16 protein-coding genes, 1 tRNA gene, 1 other RNA gene and 1 pseudogene are annotated in these 19,314 nt (G+C 47.1%); 17 read left to right on the top strand and 2 right to left on the bottom strand.

The annotated features are described in order from the left end of the window. Positions 1-126 precede the first annotated feature (126 nt). Together clpP and QMK20_RS00535 are read right to left on the bottom strand one after the other, a co-directional pair. Entirely contained in the window at positions 127-723 is a 597-nt protein-coding gene (clpP, locus tag QMK20_RS00530; protein ID WP_025686039.1) for an ATP-dependent Clp endopeptidase proteolytic subunit ClpP, read from the bottom strand. A 208-nt stretch (positions 724-931) separates the two neighbouring features. Beyond that, a tRNA-Arg gene (locus QMK20_RS00535) sits at positions 932-1,006 on the bottom strand. A 235-nt stretch (positions 1,007-1,241) separates the two neighbouring features. Between QMK20_RS00535 and QMK20_RS00540 the strand changes: the two genes are divergently transcribed. From QMK20_RS00540 to QMK20_RS00620, 17 genes and pseudogenes are all read left to right on the top strand, one after another. Beyond that, a complete protein-coding gene (locus QMK20_RS00540; RefSeq protein WP_283654144.1) occupies positions 1,242-2,279 on the top strand; it encodes a sugar-binding transcriptional regulator in 1,038 nt (345 codons plus the stop codon). 91 nt (positions 2,280-2,370) lie between these two features. Then, positions 2,371-3,381, top strand: a complete 1,011-nt coding sequence (gap, locus tag QMK20_RS00545; protein ID WP_014279176.1) for a type I glyceraldehyde-3-phosphate dehydrogenase — start codon at positions 2,371-2,373, stop codon at positions 3,379-3,381. A gap of 123 nt (positions 3,382-3,504) precedes the next feature. Next, positions 3,505-4,686 (top strand): phosphoglycerate kinase, encoded by a 1,182-nt coding sequence (locus tag QMK20_RS00550; protein WP_149095409.1) that lies wholly within the window; start codon positions 3,505-3,507, stop codon positions 4,684-4,686. 59 nt (positions 4,687-4,745) lie between these two features. Then, complete coding sequence (gene tpiA, locus QMK20_RS00555; protein WP_283654145.1) at positions 4,746-5,498, top strand: triose-phosphate isomerase; 753 nt, start codon at positions 4,746-4,748, stop codon at positions 5,496-5,498. Between the two features lies 1 nt (position 5,499). Next, entirely contained in the window at positions 5,500-7,044 is a 1,545-nt protein-coding gene (gene gpmI / locus QMK20_RS00560) for a 2,3-bisphosphoglycerate-independent phosphoglycerate mutase (protein WP_283654146.1), read from the top strand. Positions 7,045-7,107: 63 nt separating this feature from the next. Then, entirely contained in the window at positions 7,108-8,394 is a 1,287-nt protein-coding gene (gene eno / locus QMK20_RS00565) for a phosphopyruvate hydratase (protein WP_044645031.1), read from the top strand. 340 nt (positions 8,395-8,734) lie between these two features. Then, positions 8,735-8,968, top strand: coding sequence for a preprotein translocase subunit SecG (secG, locus tag QMK20_RS00570; protein ID WP_043922593.1), 234 nt, complete (start codon positions 8,735-8,737; stop codon positions 8,966-8,968). A gap of 188 nt (positions 8,969-9,156) precedes the next feature. Further along, positions 9,157-11,784, top strand: coding sequence for a ribonuclease R (gene rnr, locus QMK20_RS00575; protein WP_283654147.1), 2,628 nt, complete (start codon positions 9,157-9,159; stop codon positions 11,782-11,784). Between the two features lie 267 nt (positions 11,785-12,051). Continuing rightward, positions 12,052-12,531, top strand: coding sequence for an SsrA-binding protein SmpB (gene smpB / locus QMK20_RS00580; protein ID WP_014279183.1), 480 nt, complete (start codon positions 12,052-12,054; stop codon positions 12,529-12,531). A gap of 334 nt (positions 12,532-12,865) precedes the next feature. Then, positions 12,866-13,230: a transfer-messenger RNA gene (gene ssrA / locus QMK20_RS00585) on the top strand. A gap of 631 nt (positions 13,231-13,861) precedes the next feature. Further along, positions 13,862-14,536: a hypothetical protein gene (locus QMK20_RS00590; protein ID WP_283654148.1), complete on the top strand. Its 675-nt coding sequence runs from the start codon at positions 13,862-13,864 to the stop codon at positions 14,534-14,536. Then, a complete protein-coding gene (locus tag QMK20_RS00595) occupies positions 14,533-15,948 on the top strand; it encodes a phage baseplate assembly protein V (protein ID WP_283654149.1) in 1,416 nt (471 codons plus the stop codon). The genes QMK20_RS00590 and QMK20_RS00595 overlap by 4 nt, the downstream gene beginning before the upstream one ends. Positions 15,949-16,024: 76 nt before the next feature. Further along, the gene (locus tag QMK20_RS00600) at positions 16,025-17,320 is read left to right on the top strand and encodes a pentapeptide repeat-containing protein (RefSeq protein ID WP_283654150.1); all 1,296 of its coding nucleotides are present in this window, start codon (positions 16,025-16,027) and stop codon (positions 17,318-17,320) included. Positions 17,321-17,334: 14 nt separating this feature from the next. Then, positions 17,335-17,841: a hypothetical protein gene (locus QMK20_RS00605; protein ID WP_283656166.1), complete on the top strand. Its 507-nt coding sequence runs from the start codon at positions 17,335-17,337 to the stop codon at positions 17,839-17,841. A 14-nt stretch (positions 17,842-17,855) separates the two neighbouring features. Beyond that, on the top strand, positions 17,856-18,272 hold the full coding sequence (locus QMK20_RS00610) for a DUF4280 domain-containing protein (protein WP_283656167.1): 417 nt from the start codon (positions 17,856-17,858) through the stop codon (positions 18,270-18,272). Positions 18,273-18,338: 66 nt separating this feature from the next. Next, positions 18,339-18,620: pseudogene (locus tag QMK20_RS00615) on the top strand (adhesin); the annotation flags it as partial. Positions 18,621-18,657: 37 nt separating this feature from the next. After that, entirely contained in the window at positions 18,658-19,026 is a 369-nt protein-coding gene (locus QMK20_RS00620; protein WP_283654151.1) for a Wadjet anti-phage system protein JetD domain-containing protein, read from the top strand. Positions 19,027-19,314 lie beyond the last annotated feature (288 nt).

Raw genomic sequence — 19,314 nt, forward strand, 5'->3', positions numbered from 1 at the left:
ACAAATGAATAAGTTAGATTATCTGTACACAAAAGAATAGTAAACGAAAAAAGCTGCCTACCGGATACAATCATCCGGGGCAGCTTTTTTCGTTTACCAGCTATTCAGAGGCCATAATTCGTTCTCTTACACACCTTCTGGAGAGGAGCTAGTAAGCACTTTATCAATAATACCGTATTCCTTGGCATCATCCGCGGACATGAAATAGTCACGGTCTGTGTCTTTTTCAATGCGCTCCAGTGGTTGGCCTGTGCGATCTGCGAGAATGCGGTTCAATTTGTCGCGCATTTTCAGAATGCGGCGGGCGCGGATTTCAATATCCGTTGCTTGACCTTGTGCGCCACCCAGCGGTTGGTGAATCATAATCTCACTGTTCGGCAAAGCAAAACGTTTGCCCTTGGCACCTGCGTTCAGCAAGAACGCACCCATGGAAGCCGCCATACCTACACAAATCGTAGACACGTCAGGTTTAATATATTGCATCGTATCGAAAATGGCCATACCGGCTGTGATCGAACCGCCAGGGCTGTTAACATACAAGTGAATGTCTTTTTCAGGATCTTCGGCAGCCAAAAACAGCATTTGCGCAATAATAGAGTTGGCTACAACGTCATTGACGTCCGAGCCCAACAAAATAATGCGATCCTTCAACAGTCTGGAATAAATGTCATAGGCGCGTTCGCCGCGGTTACTTTGTTCTACTACCATAGGAACATAGCTCACGTCAAAAAACCTCCCTTTAATATCGTTAATGGATTTGGTGGACATGCCGATTACACGTCCCTATTTATAAACTGTTACCGTATTAACCACATGATAAACAATTTCAAACAAAAAGTCAAAGAAAGTCAAACTAATAGTCAAAAAAAGAGCCCTCTGCGCTCTTATTGGTTAAAACAGTATATAGAAGCATTTAGACATTCATATAAAATGGCGCGCCCGCGAGGAATCGAACCTCGATCTCAGGCTCCGGAGGCCTACGTCATATCCGTTGGACCACGGGCGCACAGCTAATTGGAAACAAAGATGATTATATGATATACGGCATTGAATTGCAAGCTTTTATTACGTGCGCATATTCACATAAAAAGTTGAGAAATATAGGTTCAGATAGACTTGCATGTGGAGCAAATATTGGGTAAGATATACGTGGGACTTAAAAAGTTAACCCGGGACGTTTTAAGACCAGTTAGTGATATAGTATTAAAGATAGAACTTAGAAGTGTGCGGGAGTGGAAAGCATGCGAAAGATATTAGAAATACAGAAGCAGCTTCTGCCCGACCTCATGGATGTTTTGAAAAAAAGGTACACAATCCTGCATCAGATTATGCTGTCCGATGTTATTGGACGCAGAACGCTGGCGGCTTCACTGAACATGACCGAGCGCGTGTTGCGCGCCGAAACCGATCTTCTTAAAGCCCAAGGGCTGATTGAGATTGAGAGTGTGGGCATGAAGGTGAGCAAAGCAGGACTGGATCTGCTGGAACAGCTGGAGCCAATTGCGAACAACTTGTTCGGCCTGTCCCAATTGGAGGATCAGATTCGTCAAGCCTATGGTTTGAGGAAGGTGGTTGTCGTTCCAGGGGATTCGGATGCTTCTCCTTTAACGAAGCAGGAGCTGGGTCGTGCCGGGGCAAAAGCGCTGCTGAGTGTTATGGACGACGAGGATGTGGTCGCCGTAACAGGTGGCACGACGATTGCCGACGTGGCGGACCAACTGACACTACCTGCTAATGGCCCACTTAAGGGCGGATGGTTCGTACCAGCACGTGGGGGTTTGGGAGAAAGCATGGAAATGCAGGCGAACACAATTGCTTCCACAATGGCTCGTAAGGTCGGCTCACAATACCGTCTGCTCCATGTACCGGATTTGCTCAGCAATCATGCTTACAACTCCCTGCTTGAAGATACGAATATTCAGGATATTTTAAGCCTGATTCGCGAGAGTCGGATCATCATTCACGGGATAGGCAACGCCATAGCAATGGCACGTAGACGCAAGCTCGACCCTGAAACCTTTGCCCAGATCAGCAGTGAGGGCGCGGTTGCCGAATCGTTTGGCTATTATTTTAACGAAGACGGCGTCGTTGTTCACAGAATGCTGACGCTTGGACTCCGTTTGGAGGATATCAGGCGTACCGAGACGGTTCTAGGCGTAGCTGGAGGTAAGAGCAAGGCGGCCGCTATTCATGCAGTGCTGCGTTTCGGGCAGGAAGATATTCTTGTCACCGACGAAGGCGCTGCTGCTGAAATTGTAAGCCATTATTTGAATGGTTAAACGGATTTATGAATTGTGTTGTCTTGACGGGCTTTCGGGTCTGTCTTGAATATATAAACTAAACTAAACGAACTTTGGGAGGAACTCACTCATGACAGTTAAAGTTGGTATTAACGGTTTCGGACGTATTGGACGCCTTGCTTTCCGCCGGATTCAAAACGTGGAAGGTATTGAAGTAGTAGCAATCAATGACTTGACAGATTCCAAAATGCTGGCACATCTGTTGAAATATGATACAACACAAGGTACTTTCCAAGGAGAAGTAGAAGTACACGATGGCTTCTTCAAAGTTAACGGTAAAGAAGTTAAGGTTTTGGCTAACCGCAACCCAGAAGAACTGCCTTGGGGAGACCTGGGTGTAGATATCGTTCTGGAATGCACAGGTTTCTTCACAACTAAAGAAGCTGCTGAGAAACATTTGAAAGGCGGCGCTAAAAAAGTTGTTATCTCCGCTCCAGCTACTGGCGACATGAAAACTGTCGTTTACAACGTAAACCATGAAATTCTGGACGGTACTGAAACTGTAATCTCCGGTGCTTCTTGCACAACAAACTGCCTGGCTCCTATGGCTAAAACTTTGCAAGACAAATTTGGTATCGTTGAAGGCCTGATGACTACAATTCATGCTTACACTGGCGACCAAAACACTTTGGATGCTCCGCATGCTAAAGGCGACTTCCGTCGTGCTCGCGCTGCAGCTGAAAACATCATTCCTAACACAACTGGTGCTGCTAAAGCCATCGGTCTGGTAATTCCTGAACTGAAAGGTAAACTGGATGGCGCGGCTCAACGTGTACCAGTAGCAACTGGTTCCCTGACTGAGCTGGTAACTGTTCTGGAGAAAAACGTAACTGTTGAAGAAATCAACGCTGCGATGAAAGAAGCTTCCGATCCTGAAACTTACGGCTACACTGAAGACGAGATCGTTTCTTCCGACATCAAAGGTATCACTTTCGGTTCTTTGTTTGACGCAACTCAAACTAAAGTCCTGACTGTTGGCGACAAACAACTGGTGAAAACTGTAGCTTGGTACGACAACGAAATGTCCTACACAGCACAATTGATCCGTACGTTGGAATACTTCGCTAAATTGGCTAAGTAAGAACAGTCTTATCGCGCAACATCATAGAGCGGAAACAGCAGTTATTGTTTCCGCTCTTTATATATCAAAATGTGCCTTAAATTCCTGTTTCGTAAAATTAAAAGGGTGCGGAGGAATATGGAGATGAACAAAAAGAGCGTACGTGATATAGAACTGAATGGAAAACGGGTGTTTGTTCGTGTAGATTTTAACGTTCCGGTTGAGGACGGTAAAATTACGGATGACAAGCGTATTCGTGAAACCTTGCCAACGATTAACTACCTGATTGAAAAAGGTGCAAAAGTTATTTTGGCGAGTCACTTTGGACGTCCAAAAGGTCAGGTCGTTGAATCCATGCGTCTGACTCCTGCTGGCGTGCGTTTGTCTGAACTGCTCAAAAAGCCTGTTGTTAAAGTGGACGAAGCAGTTGGTGAGGCTGTTAAAGCGAAAGTGGCTGAACTGCAAAACGGCGACGTGCTGTTGCTTGAAAATGTACGTTTCTATCCAGGAGAAGAGAAAAATGATCCTGAATTGGCGAAGCAATTTGCTGAGCTGGCTGACATTTTCGTGAATGACGCATTTGGTGCAGCGCACCGTGCTCATGCTTCCACAGAAGGTATCGCGCATCTTCTTCCGGCTGTTTCCGGCTTGCTGATGGAGAAAGAATTGTCTGTAATCGGTAAAGCTCTTTCAAACCCAGATCGTCCTTTTACAGCCATTATCGGCGGTTCCAAAGTAAAAGACAAAATCGACGTGATTGACAACCTGCTGAACATTGCAGATAACGTAATCATTGGCGGCGGTTTGGCTTATACATTTTTTAAAGCTCAAGGTCATGAAGTGGGTCAATCCCTACTGGATGAATCCAAACTGGACGTAGCTCTTGGATTTATCGAAAAAGCGAAGAAACTCGGCAAAAACTTCTATCTTCCGGTAGATATCGTTATTTCTGACGATTTCAGCGCTACGGCGAACACGAACATTGTTGATATTGACGGCATTCCTGCAGATTGGGAAGGCGTGGACATCGGACCGAAAACACGTAAAATCTATGCAGATGTTATCAAAAACTCCAAACTGGTTGTATGGAACGGACCAATGGGCGTATTTGAAATGGAGCCTTTCGCTGGCGGTACGCGTGAAGTAGCGGAAGCTTGCGCAACAACAGAAGCATACACCATCATTGGTGGCGGTGATTCTGCGGCAGCGGCTGAGAAGTTCCATCTGGCTGACAAAATGGATCATATCTCTACTGGCGGCGGCGCATCCCTTGAATTTATGGAAGGCAAAGCACTTCCGGGTGTTGTTGCACTCAACGATAAGTAATCAAACGTACTGCGCATAATAAATGCTTTAGGGCAGCTAATAGTTAGGAGTTGAAACCATTGAGAACACCGATTATCGCGGGTAACTGGAAGATGTTTAAAACCGTACCAGAAGCTAAAACTTTCATCGAAGAGATCAAAGGGAAAGCAGAGGTTGCAGGAGTGGAAAGCGTGATCTGCGCACCATTTACGAATCTTCCTGCTCTGGTTGAAGCAGTAAAAGGTACATCTATCAAAATCGGCGCACAAAACCTGCACTTTGCAGAAGACGGCGCATTTACAGGTGAAATCAGCGGCGGGATGCTGAAAGATCTGGGCGTAGACTACGTTGTGATCGGACACTCCGAGCGTCGTGAATATTTTAACGAAACAGACGAAACAGTGAACAAAAAGGTTCATGCGGCATTCCGCCACGGCCTGACTCCGATCGTATGTGTAGGCGAAAAGCTGGAAGACCGTGAAGCCGGTCAAACCAAAGCGGTTGTAAAAGTGCAAACTGTAGCGGCTTTTGCTGGTTTGGCTAAAGATCAGGCTGCACAAGTGGTTGTTGCTTATGAGCCAATTTGGGCAATCGGAACAGGTAAATCCTCCACTTCGCAGGATGCGAATGAAGTCATTTCCTATATCCGTAGTTTGTTGAAAGAACTGTACGATGAAAATACAGCAAATGCTGTACGGATTCAGTATGGTGGCAGCGTGAAACCTGAAAATGTGGCTGAATATCTGGGCCAAAGCGACATCGACGGCGCACTTGTAGGTGGCGCTAGTCTTCAACCAGCGTCTTACATCGCGCTTGTTGAGGGGGCGAAGTAAGATGACAGTACCAAAACCGGTAGCCTTAATTATTATGGATGGATTCGGACTGCGCGAAACTGTGGAAGGCAATGCGGTTGCACAGGCGAACAAGCCGAACTACGACCAATACTTAAGACAATACCCTCATTCAACGCTTACAGCGTCTGGTGAAGCGGTAGGTCTGCCGGAAGGGCAAATGGGTAACTCCGAAGTAGGTCACCTGAACATCGGCGCAGGCCGGATTGTATATCAGAGTTTGACCCGCATTTCGAAGTCCATTCGCGAAGGCGAGTTCTTCCAGAATGAAACTTTGCTTAAAGCAGTACAGCATGCCAAAAAGAACAACACGAAGCTTCACCTGTATGGACTTTTGTCCGATGGTGGCGTGCATAGCCATATTAGCCATCTGTTTGCTATGCTGGATTTGGCGAAAAAAGAAGGTTTAACAGAAGTATACATTCATGCATTTATGGATGGACGCGATGTTATGTCTGACAGCGGCGTGGACTTCATGCAACAGCTGATCGCCAAAATTCAGGAAGTGGGTATTGGTAAAATCGCGACTGTACAAGGACGCTATTATGCCATGGACCGCGACAAACGTTGGGAGCGTGTAGAGAAATCTTACCGTGCAATCGTGTACGGCGAAGGTCCTCAATATACAGATCCAATGGAAGCGTTGAAAGAATCGTATGAAAAATCGGTGTTCGACGAATTTGTGGAGCCGACGGTTATTGTGAAGGCTGACGGAAGCCCTGTAGGGCTGGTCGAAAGCAATGACTCAGTAATCTTCCTGAATTTCCGTCCTGACCGTGCGATTCAATTGTCTCAGGTATTTACGAATAAGGATTTCCGTGGCTTTGATCGCGGACCGAAATTCCCTAAAGATTTGCACTTTGTTTGCCTGACATTGTTCAGTGAAACGGTTGAAGGCTTCGTAGCCTACGAACCGAAAAACCTGGATAACACATTCGGCGAAGTATTGGTGCAGAACAACAAAAAGCAATTGCGTATTGCCGAGACCGAAAAATATCCGCACGTTACCTTCTTTTTCAGTGGTGGTCGTGATGTAGAACTGCCTGGCGAAACTCGTGTTTTGATTAACTCGCCTAAAGTGGCTACATATGACTTGCAGCCTGAAATGAGCGCTTACGAGGTTGCGGATGCTGCTGTTAGGGAAATCGAAGCCGATAAGCATGATGCGATTATCCTGAACTTTGCCAATCCGGATATGGTTGGACACTCCGGCATGCTGGAGCCAACGATCAAGGCGGTAGAGACGACGGATGAATGTGTTGGACGTGTTGTAGATGCGGTTAAAGCCAAAGGTGGCACTGTTATTATCATTGCCGACCATGGTAATGCGGATATGGAAATTGACGAGCAGGGACGTCCGTTCACAGCTCACACAACTAACCCGGTTCCGTTCATTTTGACTGACGAAAATATCGTTTTGCGTGAGCATGGAATACTGGCTGACGTAGCTCCGACGCTTCTGGATTTGATGCAACTTCCGCAGCCTGCGGAAATGACAGGAAAATCTATGATTGCATCCCGCAAGTAAGCTTGATTTAATAAGTATAGGCTTGACCAATAAATCATGATCGACAAAGGAGATTAAGTACAAATGACTATTATTTCTGACGTGTACGCTCGCGAAGTCCTCGATTCTCGTGGTAACCCAACTGTTGAAGTGGAAGTATATCTGGAATCCGGTGCTATCGGTAGTGCCATCGTTCCTTCCGGTGCCTCTACAGGCGCGCACGAAGCTGTAGAGCTTCGCGATAACGACAAATCCCGTTACCTGGGTAAAGGCGTTCTGCAAGCTGTTAAAAACGTGAACGAAATCATCGCTCCTGAAGTTATCGGCTTGGATGCTGTAAACCAAGTAGAAATTGATACATTGATGATCAAGCTTGATGGTACACATAACAAAGGTAAATTGGGTGCAAACGCAATTCTGGCGGTATCTATGGCTGTAGCTCGCGCTGCTGCTGAAGCTCTGGGTCTGCCACTGTACACTTACCTGGGCGGATTTAACGCTAAACAACTGCCAGTACCAATGATGAACATCGTTAACGGTGGCGCACATGCGGACAACAACGTTGACGTACAAGAGTTCATGGTTCTGCCTGTAGGAGCTCCTACTTTCAAAGAAGCTTTGCGTATTGGTGCGGAAATCTTCCACAACCTGAAATCCGTACTGAACTCTAAAGGTTTGAACACAGCTGTTGGCGATGAAGGCGGTTTTGCTCCTAACTTCAAATCCAACGAAGAAGCTCTGTCCACTATTATCGAAGCGATCGAAAAAGCTGGTTACAAACCAGGCGTTGACGTATTCCTCGGTATGGACGTTGCTTCCACTGAGTTCTACAAAGATGGAAAATACACACTGGAAGGCGAAGGAAAATCCTTCACTTCTGCTGAATTCGTTGACCTGCTTGCTTCTTGGGTTGATAAATATCCAATCATCACCATCGAAGATGGTTGCTCCGAAGATGACTGGGAAGGTTGGAAATTGCTCACTGAAAAACTGGGCAACAAAATCCAATTGGTTGGTGACGACCTGTTCGTAACCAATACAGAGCGTCTGGGCAAAGGTATCGAAGAAAACATCGGTAACTCCATCCTGATCAAAGTAAACCAAATCGGTACGCTGACTGAAACATTCGACGCTATCGAGTTGGCTAAACGTGCAGGATACACAGCTGTAATCTCTCACCGTTCCGGTGAATCCGAAGACAGCACAATTGCTGATATCGCTGTTGCAACAAATGCAGGCCAAATTAAAACAGGTGCGCCTTCCCGTACTGACCGTATCGCGAAGTACAACCAATTGCTCCGCATTGAGGATCAACTGGGTGAACTGGCTCAATACCACGGCCTGAAATCTTTCTACAACCTGAAAAAATAATATTACGCAAAGATGCTGACGGTGGTCAGGCGGCTGTGATTCAAGAACACAGAGTCTGAGCGCTCGAAGCCTTTTACGTAATTACAAAACAGATCTGTTCGCTAACGTGAACAGGTCTGTTTTTTTGTTTTTGCCCATGTGACGTCGGTTTTACTCTTTTGCAAGGCTTAATGAAGTGACTCGGTATAGCTGGTTGTTATCTACTGGAAGCTGTGGTAGAATAAAAATAGTGTTTTGCGTTAATTTCCGGCTATTCATAACATGATATGATCATGTTTTCATAAAAGAGGCTGTGTTGTTTTGCAAAACGGATGTATTAGCTCAGGAGGTGGGATTTTTCATGGAAATCTTTTTGAAAGTGCTGCTCGTTGTGTTCTCGATTGCTGTTATTGCGGTTGTTTTACTGCAAAAGGGGAAAAGTGCAGGTTTGTCCGGTGCCATCTCTGGCGGTGCTGAGCATCTGTTCGGCAAGACAAAAGCTCGCGGTATGGATTTGATTTTACAGCGCGTGACTGCTGTTTTGGGTGCGGGCTTTATGATCGTTTCCGTTTTGGTTGCATTTTTTGCAAAATAAGCTAAATAATAACCTTAAGCCTTCGTTTCACGGGAAACGGGGGCTTTTTTTGGATTTTAGATAGGCAGGGATGCCGTCGATTGAATTCGTGTATACTAGGGTATGAGTATATAAAGAGCCTTGTATCAGGAACAAGGAACATGCGGATTATTACTGAAAATTAAAGGTCACCCGAGGTGGACGATATTATGATAACAGAGCAACAATTACTTGATTTTATGCGCGAGACCGCATACAAACCTATGACTTACCAGGAGCTTGAGCAGCATTTTGAAATTAAGGACGCGGCGGATTTCCGCGAATTCCTTAAGCTTTTGAACGCGCTGGAGGAAGACGGAAAAATTCTGCTGACCCGGACGAACCGCTATGGTGTGCCGGAACGGATGGATTTGCAGCGCGGACGTTTGCAGGCTCATGCCAAGGGATTTGCTTTTCTGATCCCGGAAGACCGGGAGCACCCGGATGTATACATTCATGCTAATGACTTGAAGAGTGCAATGAATGGAGACACGGTACTGGTAAGAGTAACGTCGAAGGGACCTTCGGGTGGCCGTTTGGAAGGCGAAGTCGTGCGGATCGTGAAGCGCGCAGTGCTACAGGTGGTAGGCGTGTTCCAGAGCCACGAAGCATACGGTTTTGTTTTGCCGGATGATAAGCGGATTAACAGGGATATTTTTATTCCAAAAGCCAGCTCCAACGGAGCCGTGAACGGTCAAAAAGTCGTTGTGCGCATTGTGAGCTATCCGGAAGGACGAGCTGCGGCGGAAGGTGAAGTATTGGAGGTGCTGGGTCACAAGGATGATCCTGGTGTCGATATTCTATCGGTTATTCGCAAGCATCAGCTTCCAGAAGCTTTTCCCGATGAAGTGACAGAGGAAGCGGAAAAGGCTCCCGATGCGATTACGGAAGAAGAAATAGTGCGTCAGGGGCGGCGCGATCTGCGCGATAAAACGATTGTAACGATTGATGGCGAGGATGCCAAGGATCTGGATGATGCGGTTAATGTAGAGCGTCTGCCAAACGGCAACTACCGTCTGGGCGTTCATATTGCCGACGTAGGGTATTATGTGCGTGAGAGCTCCAAGCTGGATCAGGAGGCGTATAACCGCGGTTGTAGCGTGTACTTGGTCGACCGTGTTATTCCTATGCTTCCGCATCGGCTTTCCAACGGGATTTGTTCCTTGAATCCACAGGTGGATCGACTGACTTTGTCCTGTGAGATGGAATTTAATGAGCATATGAAGGTCGTAAAACATGATGTTTTCACCAGTGTCATTAAAACGAAGGAACGAATGACGTACACCAACGTTCGCAAAATCCTCGAAGAGGAAGATGCTGAACTGATGGAACGGTACAAGGAGCTGGTGGAAGACTTCCGTACGATGAAGGAACTGGCATTGAAGCTGCGAGCTAACCGGATGCGACGGGGTGCGGTTGATTTTGATTTTGATGAAGCAAAAGTAATTGTGAATGATGAAGGCAAGGCCGTGGATATCGTTAAAAGAGAGCGCACGATTGCTGAGCAGATCATTGAAGAGTTCATGCTGGCAGCCAATGAAACGGTAGCCGAGCATTTTCACTGGCTCAAAGTACCGTTCCTGTACCGGATTCATGAAGACCCGGACCCGGAGAAGCTGCAAAACTTTATGGCTTTTGCGGCCAATTTTGGGCATCAGATCAAAGGTCGGGGGAACTCCATTCATCCGCGTGCGCTGCAAACGTTGCTGGAAGACATTCAGGGCACGAAGGAACAAACGGTGCTTAGCACCATGATGCTGCGTTCGATGAAGCAGGCAAAGTACGATGCGGAGTCGACAGGACATTTTGGACTGGCTGCGGAGTATTATTCTCATTTTACATCGCCGATTCGCCGTTACCCTGACTTGGTGATTCACCGTGTCATTCGTGAGGTATTGGAAAACGGTGGGGCTTTAACAGCCGAGCGTCAGGAGTATTTGACTGCACGGATGCCTGATATTGCACAGCAATCTTCAGAACGTGAACGTGTGGCTGTGGATGCAGAGCGTGATACGGAGCAGATGAAAAAGGCTGAATACATGCTGGACAAGGTCGGCGAGGAATTCGAGGGAATCATCAGCAGCGTAACCAGCTTTGGTATGTTCATTGAGCTGGACAATACGGTGGAAGGCCTGACGCGTCTGAGTGCGCTTACGGACGATTATTATCATTTTGACGAGCAGCATATGGCGTTGATCGGTGAACGTACCTCCAAGGTGTTCCGCATCGGAGATGAGGTTAAGGTTCGCGTCGCGCGCGTGAATATGGAAGATTACACGATTGATTTTGAACTCGTCGATATGAAGCAGCAGCAACGCCGTGAACGCACGGGTGGTTCAAAGACAGGCGCTGGCTTTGCGCGTGGCGGTGAGGGCCGAGGTAAAGGAAAGCCCCATGAGGGGCGCGACCGTAAGAGCGGCAAGGACAAGGCTGGCAGAGAGCGTAAAGGCGGTCGTGATGCTGCCGGGAAGCCTAAAGAAGCTGGTTTAGGCGTAGGCGGCGGAGGTATTAGTACCGCAGGTCGTACGGGCCGTAGCGGCGGAAACGGAGCAGGAGCTGGCTCAGCCAGCGGTTTCGGTTTTGGCAGCGGCAAGGGCGGTTACAACTCGCCAGCATCAAGTGCGGGTAAACGTAAGAAGAAGACGTCAGCCAGCGGTATTTTTATCGGCGGAGCAGCTACACCAGGCAGTGATGCCAGCCCGAGCGGTGACGACGCTGCACGTCGTAAGCGGAAGAGCAAAGGCAGTGGTGGTGGCGGTAATAGCACCGCTGGGTTTGTCCGGAAAAAGAAGAAGTGAATGATGTAGATGGTAGCTTACTTTCTTGTTAGATAGATGAATCTTTGGAATCAGTGTATTAAGCTGATCTTTGGCTTAGATTACGGCGGTTTCTGTCTGATGTTTTGGACGGAGGCCGCTTCGTTTTAAAGACTTGACCTTTCTTGCTTTTACCGTCTGGATTTTGTTACAATATATTTCTAAGCCGCTCATTTGCAGTTATGTAGTGAACGGGCTGGAGTTTTCTTTTTACGGAATAGATTACATTAGGAACAAGGAGTGGTATTCATGGGTAAGAAGGCAGACGGGAAAGTGCTCGCCCAGAACAAAAAAGCTTCCCATGACTATTTTATCGAGGACACCTACGAGGCGGGCATGGTGTTAACGGGAACGGAAATTAAGTCTTTGCGTAATGGTCGCTCTAATATCAGTGATGCGTTTGCCACCATTCGTAATGCTGAAATTCACATCCACAACATGCATATTAGTCCTTTTGAACAAGGCAATCGTAACAACCCGACCGATCCGACGCGTACTCGTAAGCTGCTGCTGCACAAAGAGCAGATTCGCAAGCTTATTGGTCTGTCCAAACAGGAAGGCTACACGATTGTGCCGTTAAAGATTTATGTTCGCAACGGCTATGCCAAGCTGTTACTTGGACTCGGTAGAGGTAAAAAGCAGTACGACAAACGAGATGCTGCGGCCAAACGTGATGCACAGCGTGATATCCAACGCGCTCTGCGTGAGAAGCAGAAAATTGCGAGATAATTTAGCGTAGCTTGGAGTCATTAGACGAAGTGAAGCCAACGTGTGATTAGGCTGGAGCTGGAGTTTTCCATTGTTACTTGAATTAAGAGGGCATGGTACAAATTACGTGAATAAGCTACTTGTTCCTATAATGGTGCTATTTTGTGGAGCTTAAATGGCTTCATTCCGTTTCGTTATGATGTGTAATATGGTATACTAATGAAGTAGTAAGTTTTAAAGTTTTACTTTTGAGCTTGTTCGACTGTTGAATCTCAGGATTCAGCTTACGATATAGTTACATGCATGCTTATGCTCCGGTATTTCCGGATTTATCCGTGGAGCCCTTTTATAATAAGGGGGCGTTTATGGATTCGACGGGGATAGTTCGAGCATGGGTAGCGGGTAGTGGGGACGCGTCCGCTTCATCAACGCTAAAGCCTATTAAACGGCAAACAACAAAACAACTACGCTTTCGCAGCCTAAGAAACTGTGTGCGTGCTTCTACCCAGCATCGTCCATGTGACTGGGATAGGGGCTAACAAATAGTGGAATACACTGTCTCATCTCCGCCTGCGGTGAGCTGAAGAAGACAATCAGGCTGACCCGAAGGGAATCCGGTGACAGGGAGTTCCTAGGGTGACATCAAAACTGTCACTACACCCGTAGAAGCTTATGTGTCGTTATCTTCGGACAGGGGTTCGACTCCCCTCGCCTCCATCTAAAAAACCCGCTCACTGAGCGGGTTTTTGCTTTTTATTACGCAAAAATGTAGACCAAATGTAGACATGAAATTATTAAGGGTCAAATTGTACTGGGACTCGTAGACATCATGTCTACAACTTGGTTTATAAATTTTCTGCACTGCATACAACTGAATGGTATTGATTTTTCATTTGCATAAGTTGAATTTGAAGGGGAATAGAGCAGGTAGAGAGAATGCTTGGCAAGCAGGCTGACATGGAATTTGCTCCATTTTTATAGAAAAATAGCGACGGTACCTACGTTGGCGTAGAATGACGCTTTCGTCGGTACCGTCGCTTTTTGAGGTTCAAAGGGGGTGATTATTTGCCCTTAAAGAGAAAAAGGAGCGTCTGGTGCTGTGCTCTGCATGATAATTTCTTTTTTTGGCTAAGACGGATTTAGTTTGATCGGTAGTCCGTTCCTATTCATCCTCTTTTCCATATTAATTTCAGAAAGATACATTGAAAATAACGCATGGGATGGTTCTTTCTGTAAACATAATCTCTATTCTGGCCGATACATATATAAGATGGGCTATTGTTAAATATCCCCTCTCACTTTCGTATTTTGAAGTAAACTCTCATCTTTTGAAGTAGAAGGGACTACCTCTATGAACTATATGGACGAGCATATCCTAAGTCTCAAAAATAAGCTTAACCACGATGTAGCATCTAATAACGAAAATATGAACCTATCTCAACCTGCTGTATCCGATCAGGATAACTCTGTTACTGAACAAAACAGGGTGCTGCGGATGGGTGATGAACTGATCCCGTTGGAATGGGAAACGATTTTGGATGGACAAATGGCGGTTAGCATCCCCAAATTTTTTAGCCTGATGCCACTGGAGCAAGCCCGATTTAAATATCCTTCGGAACAGCGTCCGCAGATCATTTATACCTCTTTGGACGGCACGGTGAACATCACCTTTAATCCGACTGAATCGGCTTTGGAGGTGGACGAGCTTCCCGAGTTTGTAGAACAAATGGCGGATGTATTGCGGTCTGTACAACCCGTTCGTAACTGGATCGGTACGGAAATGATTGTGAATCGTTCCGGGCTGTCCATCGGGCTGGTCCGTTTTGTGGCAGCAGGTGTAGATGTTAATCTTTACAACGAAATGCTGCTGTTTGTCCGTAAAGGACAGGTGACGATGGGCACATTTAACTGTATGGAATCAGACATGGAAGCGTGGTTGCCTGTGGCAGAAAATACAGTGCAATCGCTCCATGTTGTTCCGTTTCCTTCGAATTCCACATTTGAGAAAGGGGTGGCTTTCCTATGAGCCTCGGTTACGATCAAATTCAAATCTATCCATATGTCATGGTCGATCTGGAGCAACTTACCCTCACGAAAAAAATCAACGAGCATACCCGGCTCTATTTTACAGGAATCATCCCTGAGGATATGCAGGACAGCTATGTGGAAACGACGGAAAAGAACACCGTCATCGAGGTGAGCCAGCGGGATGAAACGGGCGAAAGCAAGCCGCTGTTCAGCGGGATTGCCCTGTCGGTCGAAGTGAAGGTCGTGCGGGATGTGTACTATCTGGAGGTGGAGGCGATTTCCCATACCTACCGGATGGATATCCAGCAGCGTACCCGTTCTTTTCAATATACGAAAATGACCATTCCTCAGATGCTGGAACAGATCGGCAAGGACTACGAAGGGCTGGATGTGATTGATGGAGCGACAGGTGGAGAGCCAATCGGAAGGTTGGCCATCCAGTACCAGGAGACGGACTGGGCGTTCTTGAGACGTATGGCCTCCCGGTATCATACGAGCCTGATGCCTGTGGCTCGTTTTGACAGTCCAAAATTTTATTTTGGCATTGAGGATAGTCCCGCACAGGTGGTGCTGGATCATACCCGTTATACCGTGCGCAAGCAGATGCTGCCTTTCCGTTATTTTCAGGAAAATGAGCAGGCGAAGGTGACAGAAAATGACTTTATTTTCTATGAGGTAGAAACGGACGAGGTACTGGATTTGGGAGCTCAGATGACCTTTCAGGGACACAGCTTGTATGTAGTGGAAGCCTATACCGAAATGAGGCAGGGGCTGCTGCGTCATCAATATGTGCTTGCCTCGTACAAAGGATTACGGCAAAAAAGCTACTATCAGGAAAAGCTGGCGGGAGCCTCGTTAAGCGGTGTGGTCGTGGACGTGCGTCAGGATCAGGTGCGCATCCATCTGGATTGCGATGAGAAGCAGGATGTAGATAAGGCGCATTGGTTCAACTATTCGACGGTGTATAGTGCTGGAGGTCATACAGGCTGGTACGTCATGCCGGAAAAAGGAGACCCCGTATCGCTGTATTTTCCGGGCAGTCGTGAAGAAGATGGGATTGCGGGGAGTGCGATTAGGCGTGCAGGCAGAGGAAGCGGACACAACAAGTTCTCCAATCCGCAGATGAAAATATGGCGAACGCCTCATGGCAAGGAGATTCGTTTGGGTCCGGATGAGCTGGTCGTGACGGGCAAGGACGGCGCTATTTTTATCAAGCTGGACGACAAGGAAGGTATTCATATCGTAAGCAGCAAGCAGGTAAATATCTCGGCGGGTGGCAATCTGAGCCTGTCGGCAGGGAAAACGATGAGTCTGTCCGCAGGCAGTGAGCTGCGTATGGATTGCAACGGCAGTCATATTCAATTGAGCGGATCAGCGGACATGAAGGGCAGTGAAGTGAAGTCGAATTAGGTTGTAGTGCGGCGGCTGAATGGCGGCAACATGATGATATGACATATGAAGAGTTTTAGGTGGTGGATGAAAGCAGATGGAGAAGCCCATAGATGAGCTGGACACGCAGCAACAACAAGCCATCTTGAAACAGGCGTGGTTTCTGATCCGTAGAGACTGGGCACTGAAGTTCAAGGCGACGCAAGAACAACGGATTCAAGCCTGTGTCGAGGCCTTCCAAGGGTATTGTTGGAAGGTTCGGCAGGAGCAGCTTCAAGGAAGAAAAGGAAAGATCGGTTATATCACGTACTCCATGCTGCGTACCACATGGTTGGAGGAGCAGCCAACTTATCTTGTGGAGGCTTCAGATGCTTTATGGATGCTTGATCCTGAACCGATCCGATTCGAATATGATGCAGAGTGGACGTTCTCTTACTGGAGCGATTTGCAGCGGCAATTGCGAACGGAGGTAGAAAAGCAGCAGGTTTCTCTATCGGAGCTAGAATGGGAGCAGATCATGCTGGAGGCAGCGGTACATATTCATGCGCTAGTGGTGAATATGATGCGTTTGGCGATGAAACAGGCGGTGCGTTTACCTGAATTTCAGGAGTTGGAGCGGGAAGAAACATTTGAGATTCGTGTTGGAGAGTACCTGGATCAGAGTGTGTCTGTGCATAAGGAAGACCGCAGACCGATGGATGCGAACGTAATCAAGTCGTGGCTGGAGGAAAAAGAAGAACAAGCCTACAGCTATCAGGCGTTGGAGGGCATCCAGCTCTTGGACGCAGATTATAGCCAGTTGGATTTTCGGTATACGGCCTTTCGTCAGATCGAGATGGAACACAGTCGCTTGCATGGTTGCGTTTTGGTCGGAACGATCTGGCAGGAAAGCCAGCTCCAAGGCACCGACTTCACCTATAGCTTGCTTCACGGAGCCGATTTTAGCGGATGTTCCATGAGAGGGGCAATATTGGATGCTGTTATGGGCAACGCCGGATACGGCTCGGATGCTTCTTTAGATTGGGAGCCATTGGGGTTTGCTGGGGTAGATTTCACAGGGACGAGCTTGCAAGGAGCTCATTTTCAAGATGCACAGCTGCGAGGAGCTGTATTTCAAGATGCCCTGCTGCAAAGAGCGTCCTTGAATGGAGCAGATCTAACGGATGCCTATTTTGAGGGAGCGGATGTGTCAGGTGCTTCCTTTGAGGGAGCTTGTTTGATCCGGGCCGATTTTACAGGTGCAAATGTGCAAGGGGTCATTTTTACCGATGAACAGCGAAGGGAGGCCATTGGGTTGGAATGTTTATCCCCTGAGGTATCCCATTCGTGGGAAGAGCCTTCTACATTTTCACAGGCGGGGGATGGCGTTAGGAAAAGGGGGTGGTTGCATTGAGATATTTTCGACTGATGGTAGACGAGCGGGTAAAACATCGGGTGGAGCCTGCTGCGCTGTCTCCCCTGCAAGTAGAAGACATCTTGACAGATGCCCCGATGAAGGGACCGCAGGATGAACCTCTTTTTTTAGATGTACATACTGATCAACGAACGATATACCCCGATTTTTTGGAATTTCCTCTGCCGCTGATGTCGGATCGTCTGAAAGCATTATTGGAGAAATATATGCCGGGACTGGAATGGAAAGCGGCCATCCTTACCGATTTCCAGCAGGCCAGACAGGACGTGTACTGGATGCTTCGTCCGCCGATAGTGGATTGCGTGTCCGCACAAACGGAGTGGTATCCCAATGATGTGTTGAAGCATTTGGTGCTCAAAAAGGGGGATATCCCATCGCCCGTTTTTCGGATTGCGGGACTGATCGAACCCCATATCTATATCCATCTGGCTGTGGCGGAAAGTCTGCTGCGCCGATCTTTTACAGGCATTCGAGTACAACGAATTGAGATGGAGCACTAAGGAGGATGGAGCAAGTGGAAGAAGCCCAAGTGAAGCCGGGAACCGGTGCGAAAAAGAGCTATGTCGTGGCAGGGGCAATTTTAAGCTGTAGTTATGGCACACAGCCTACCCGTTTGAAACGGCCTTTTAGCCATGGGGTCTACGTGAAAAACAAGGCACAAATGAACATTGGAGATTATGTACCGGGTGTGAACATCAAGTCCTTTGGGAACTGCTCCAGTCCATTAAACCCGTCTGTGCAAGCCAGCGAAATGGTGGACATCTATGGTGTGAAGAAAGCCCCGTGTGTTCCTGTCCTGACCATGCCGTGGCTGAACGGAAAAAGCGACATGAGGATTGAAGGCCAACCTGCCTTGACACAGAACTGTACCCATCAGTGCCTGTATTGTGGTCATATCCGAATTGAAAATGACGGGCAGGAGCTGGATTAAAGGTCCGCTTCATGATCTGTTTCATGAAAGCTATATTTCGGACACCACCTCGCGGCTTTATGCTGTCGGAAAGTGGATGAGCAGGGACAGTCGCTAAGACGATTGTTTCACGGTTTGGTTACACGCATGTCCGTATACTGCATACGGGGAGTATATACCTTTGAACTGGAGGCGGCTTCGCATTCGTATCAGATGGATATCAAGCTGAAAAAGCGGTCCTATCAGGATATTCACCGTACCTATGATGATCTGGTCACAACGATGGTACGCAAGTACATGCACGGCGATGCGATTGGTACAGTCACGAACTATGCTAAACTGGACACTTTTGTTTTACAACATGAGGAGAGACGAGAAGTGGATTACGGAAAACGGAGGGCAATCCTTGCTGGAGCGTCTAGGAGCTTGGGAGCAACTCAAAGTTGTGCCTGTCAGTGATCCCTTGATGTTGGCGGTCAGTCCTTCCATCGGATTTGACAGCAAGAACCACCTACATTTTATCATGGAGAATAAGACAACATTCCAAGGGCTGATGCCCGAACTGCCGAAGCTATCCTTCTCCTCATTGATTTTTGGCTACGGCCGAAAAATTGTAGGAAATCTGGGGATGCTCCGTTTACAGTACCCTGTTCAAGGCGCGGAGCAAGAACTTTATTATTTTGGTGATCTCGACTTGGAGGGCATTACCGTGAAGTCTTCGGCATGTCGTCTTAAACTTTTGATCTTTTATCGCCATGAAAAATACACTGGTTAATGTCAAATTTTATATATAGGGATATTCATCAAATTAATTTAAAGTAAAAATAATCCAGGAAATATTTTGTATCACATGCTATAATTTAGAATATTGAAAGGAAGGGAATATTGACGAATTAGTTCGAAATTATTGATAGACTCTGTATTCGAATGTAAGTCTCATTCGTTTAACTCATGCATTGTGATTTTTTTCTCATTATAAAATTTGTATAAATGTTTCATTGATTTGTATTACTTTGTTGCGCGTACAGAATGGACGAATGCATTTTTGGGTTTGCCACGCACC

The organism is Paenibacillus sp. RC334 (assembly GCF_030034735.1).
Taxonomy (GTDB): domain Bacteria; phylum Bacillota; class Bacilli; order Paenibacillales; family Paenibacillaceae; genus Paenibacillus; species Paenibacillus terrae_A.

What these genes read in the sequence shown, in the direction of transcription:
- QMK20_RS00540 (WP_283654144.1), top strand. Translation starts at nt 1,242, where the DNA reads ATGCGAAAGATATTAGAAATACAGAAGCAGCTTCTGCCCGACCTCATG.
- gap (WP_014279176.1), top strand. Translation starts at nt 2,371, where the DNA reads ATGACAGTTAAAGTTGGTATTAACGGTTTCGGACGTATTGGACGCCTT.
- QMK20_RS00550 (WP_149095409.1), top strand. Translation starts at nt 3,505, where the DNA reads ATGAACAAAAAGAGCGTACGTGATATAGAACTGAATGGAAAACGGGTG.
- gpmI (WP_283654146.1), top strand. Translation starts at nt 5,500, where the DNA reads ATGACAGTACCAAAACCGGTAGCCTTAATTATTATGGATGGATTCGGA.
- eno (WP_044645031.1), top strand. Translation starts at nt 7,108, where the DNA reads ATGACTATTATTTCTGACGTGTACGCTCGCGAAGTCCTCGATTCTCGT.
- secG (WP_043922593.1), top strand. Translation starts at nt 8,735, where the DNA reads ATGGAAATCTTTTTGAAAGTGCTGCTCGTTGTGTTCTCGATTGCTGTT.
- rnr (WP_283654147.1), top strand. Translation starts at nt 9,157, where the DNA reads ATGATAACAGAGCAACAATTACTTGATTTTATGCGCGAGACCGCATAC.
- smpB (WP_014279183.1), top strand. Translation starts at nt 12,052, where the DNA reads ATGGGTAAGAAGGCAGACGGGAAAGTGCTCGCCCAGAACAAAAAAGCT.
- QMK20_RS00590 (WP_283654148.1), top strand. Translation starts at nt 13,862, where the DNA reads ATGAACTATATGGACGAGCATATCCTAAGTCTCAAAAATAAGCTTAAC.
- QMK20_RS00595 (WP_283654149.1), top strand. Translation starts at nt 14,533, where the DNA reads ATGAGCCTCGGTTACGATCAAATTCAAATCTATCCATATGTCATGGTC.
- QMK20_RS00600 (WP_283654150.1), top strand. Translation starts at nt 16,025, where the DNA reads ATGGAGAAGCCCATAGATGAGCTGGACACGCAGCAACAACAAGCCATC.
- QMK20_RS00605 (WP_283656166.1), top strand. Translation starts at nt 17,335, where the DNA reads ATGGTAGACGAGCGGGTAAAACATCGGGTGGAGCCTGCTGCGCTGTCT.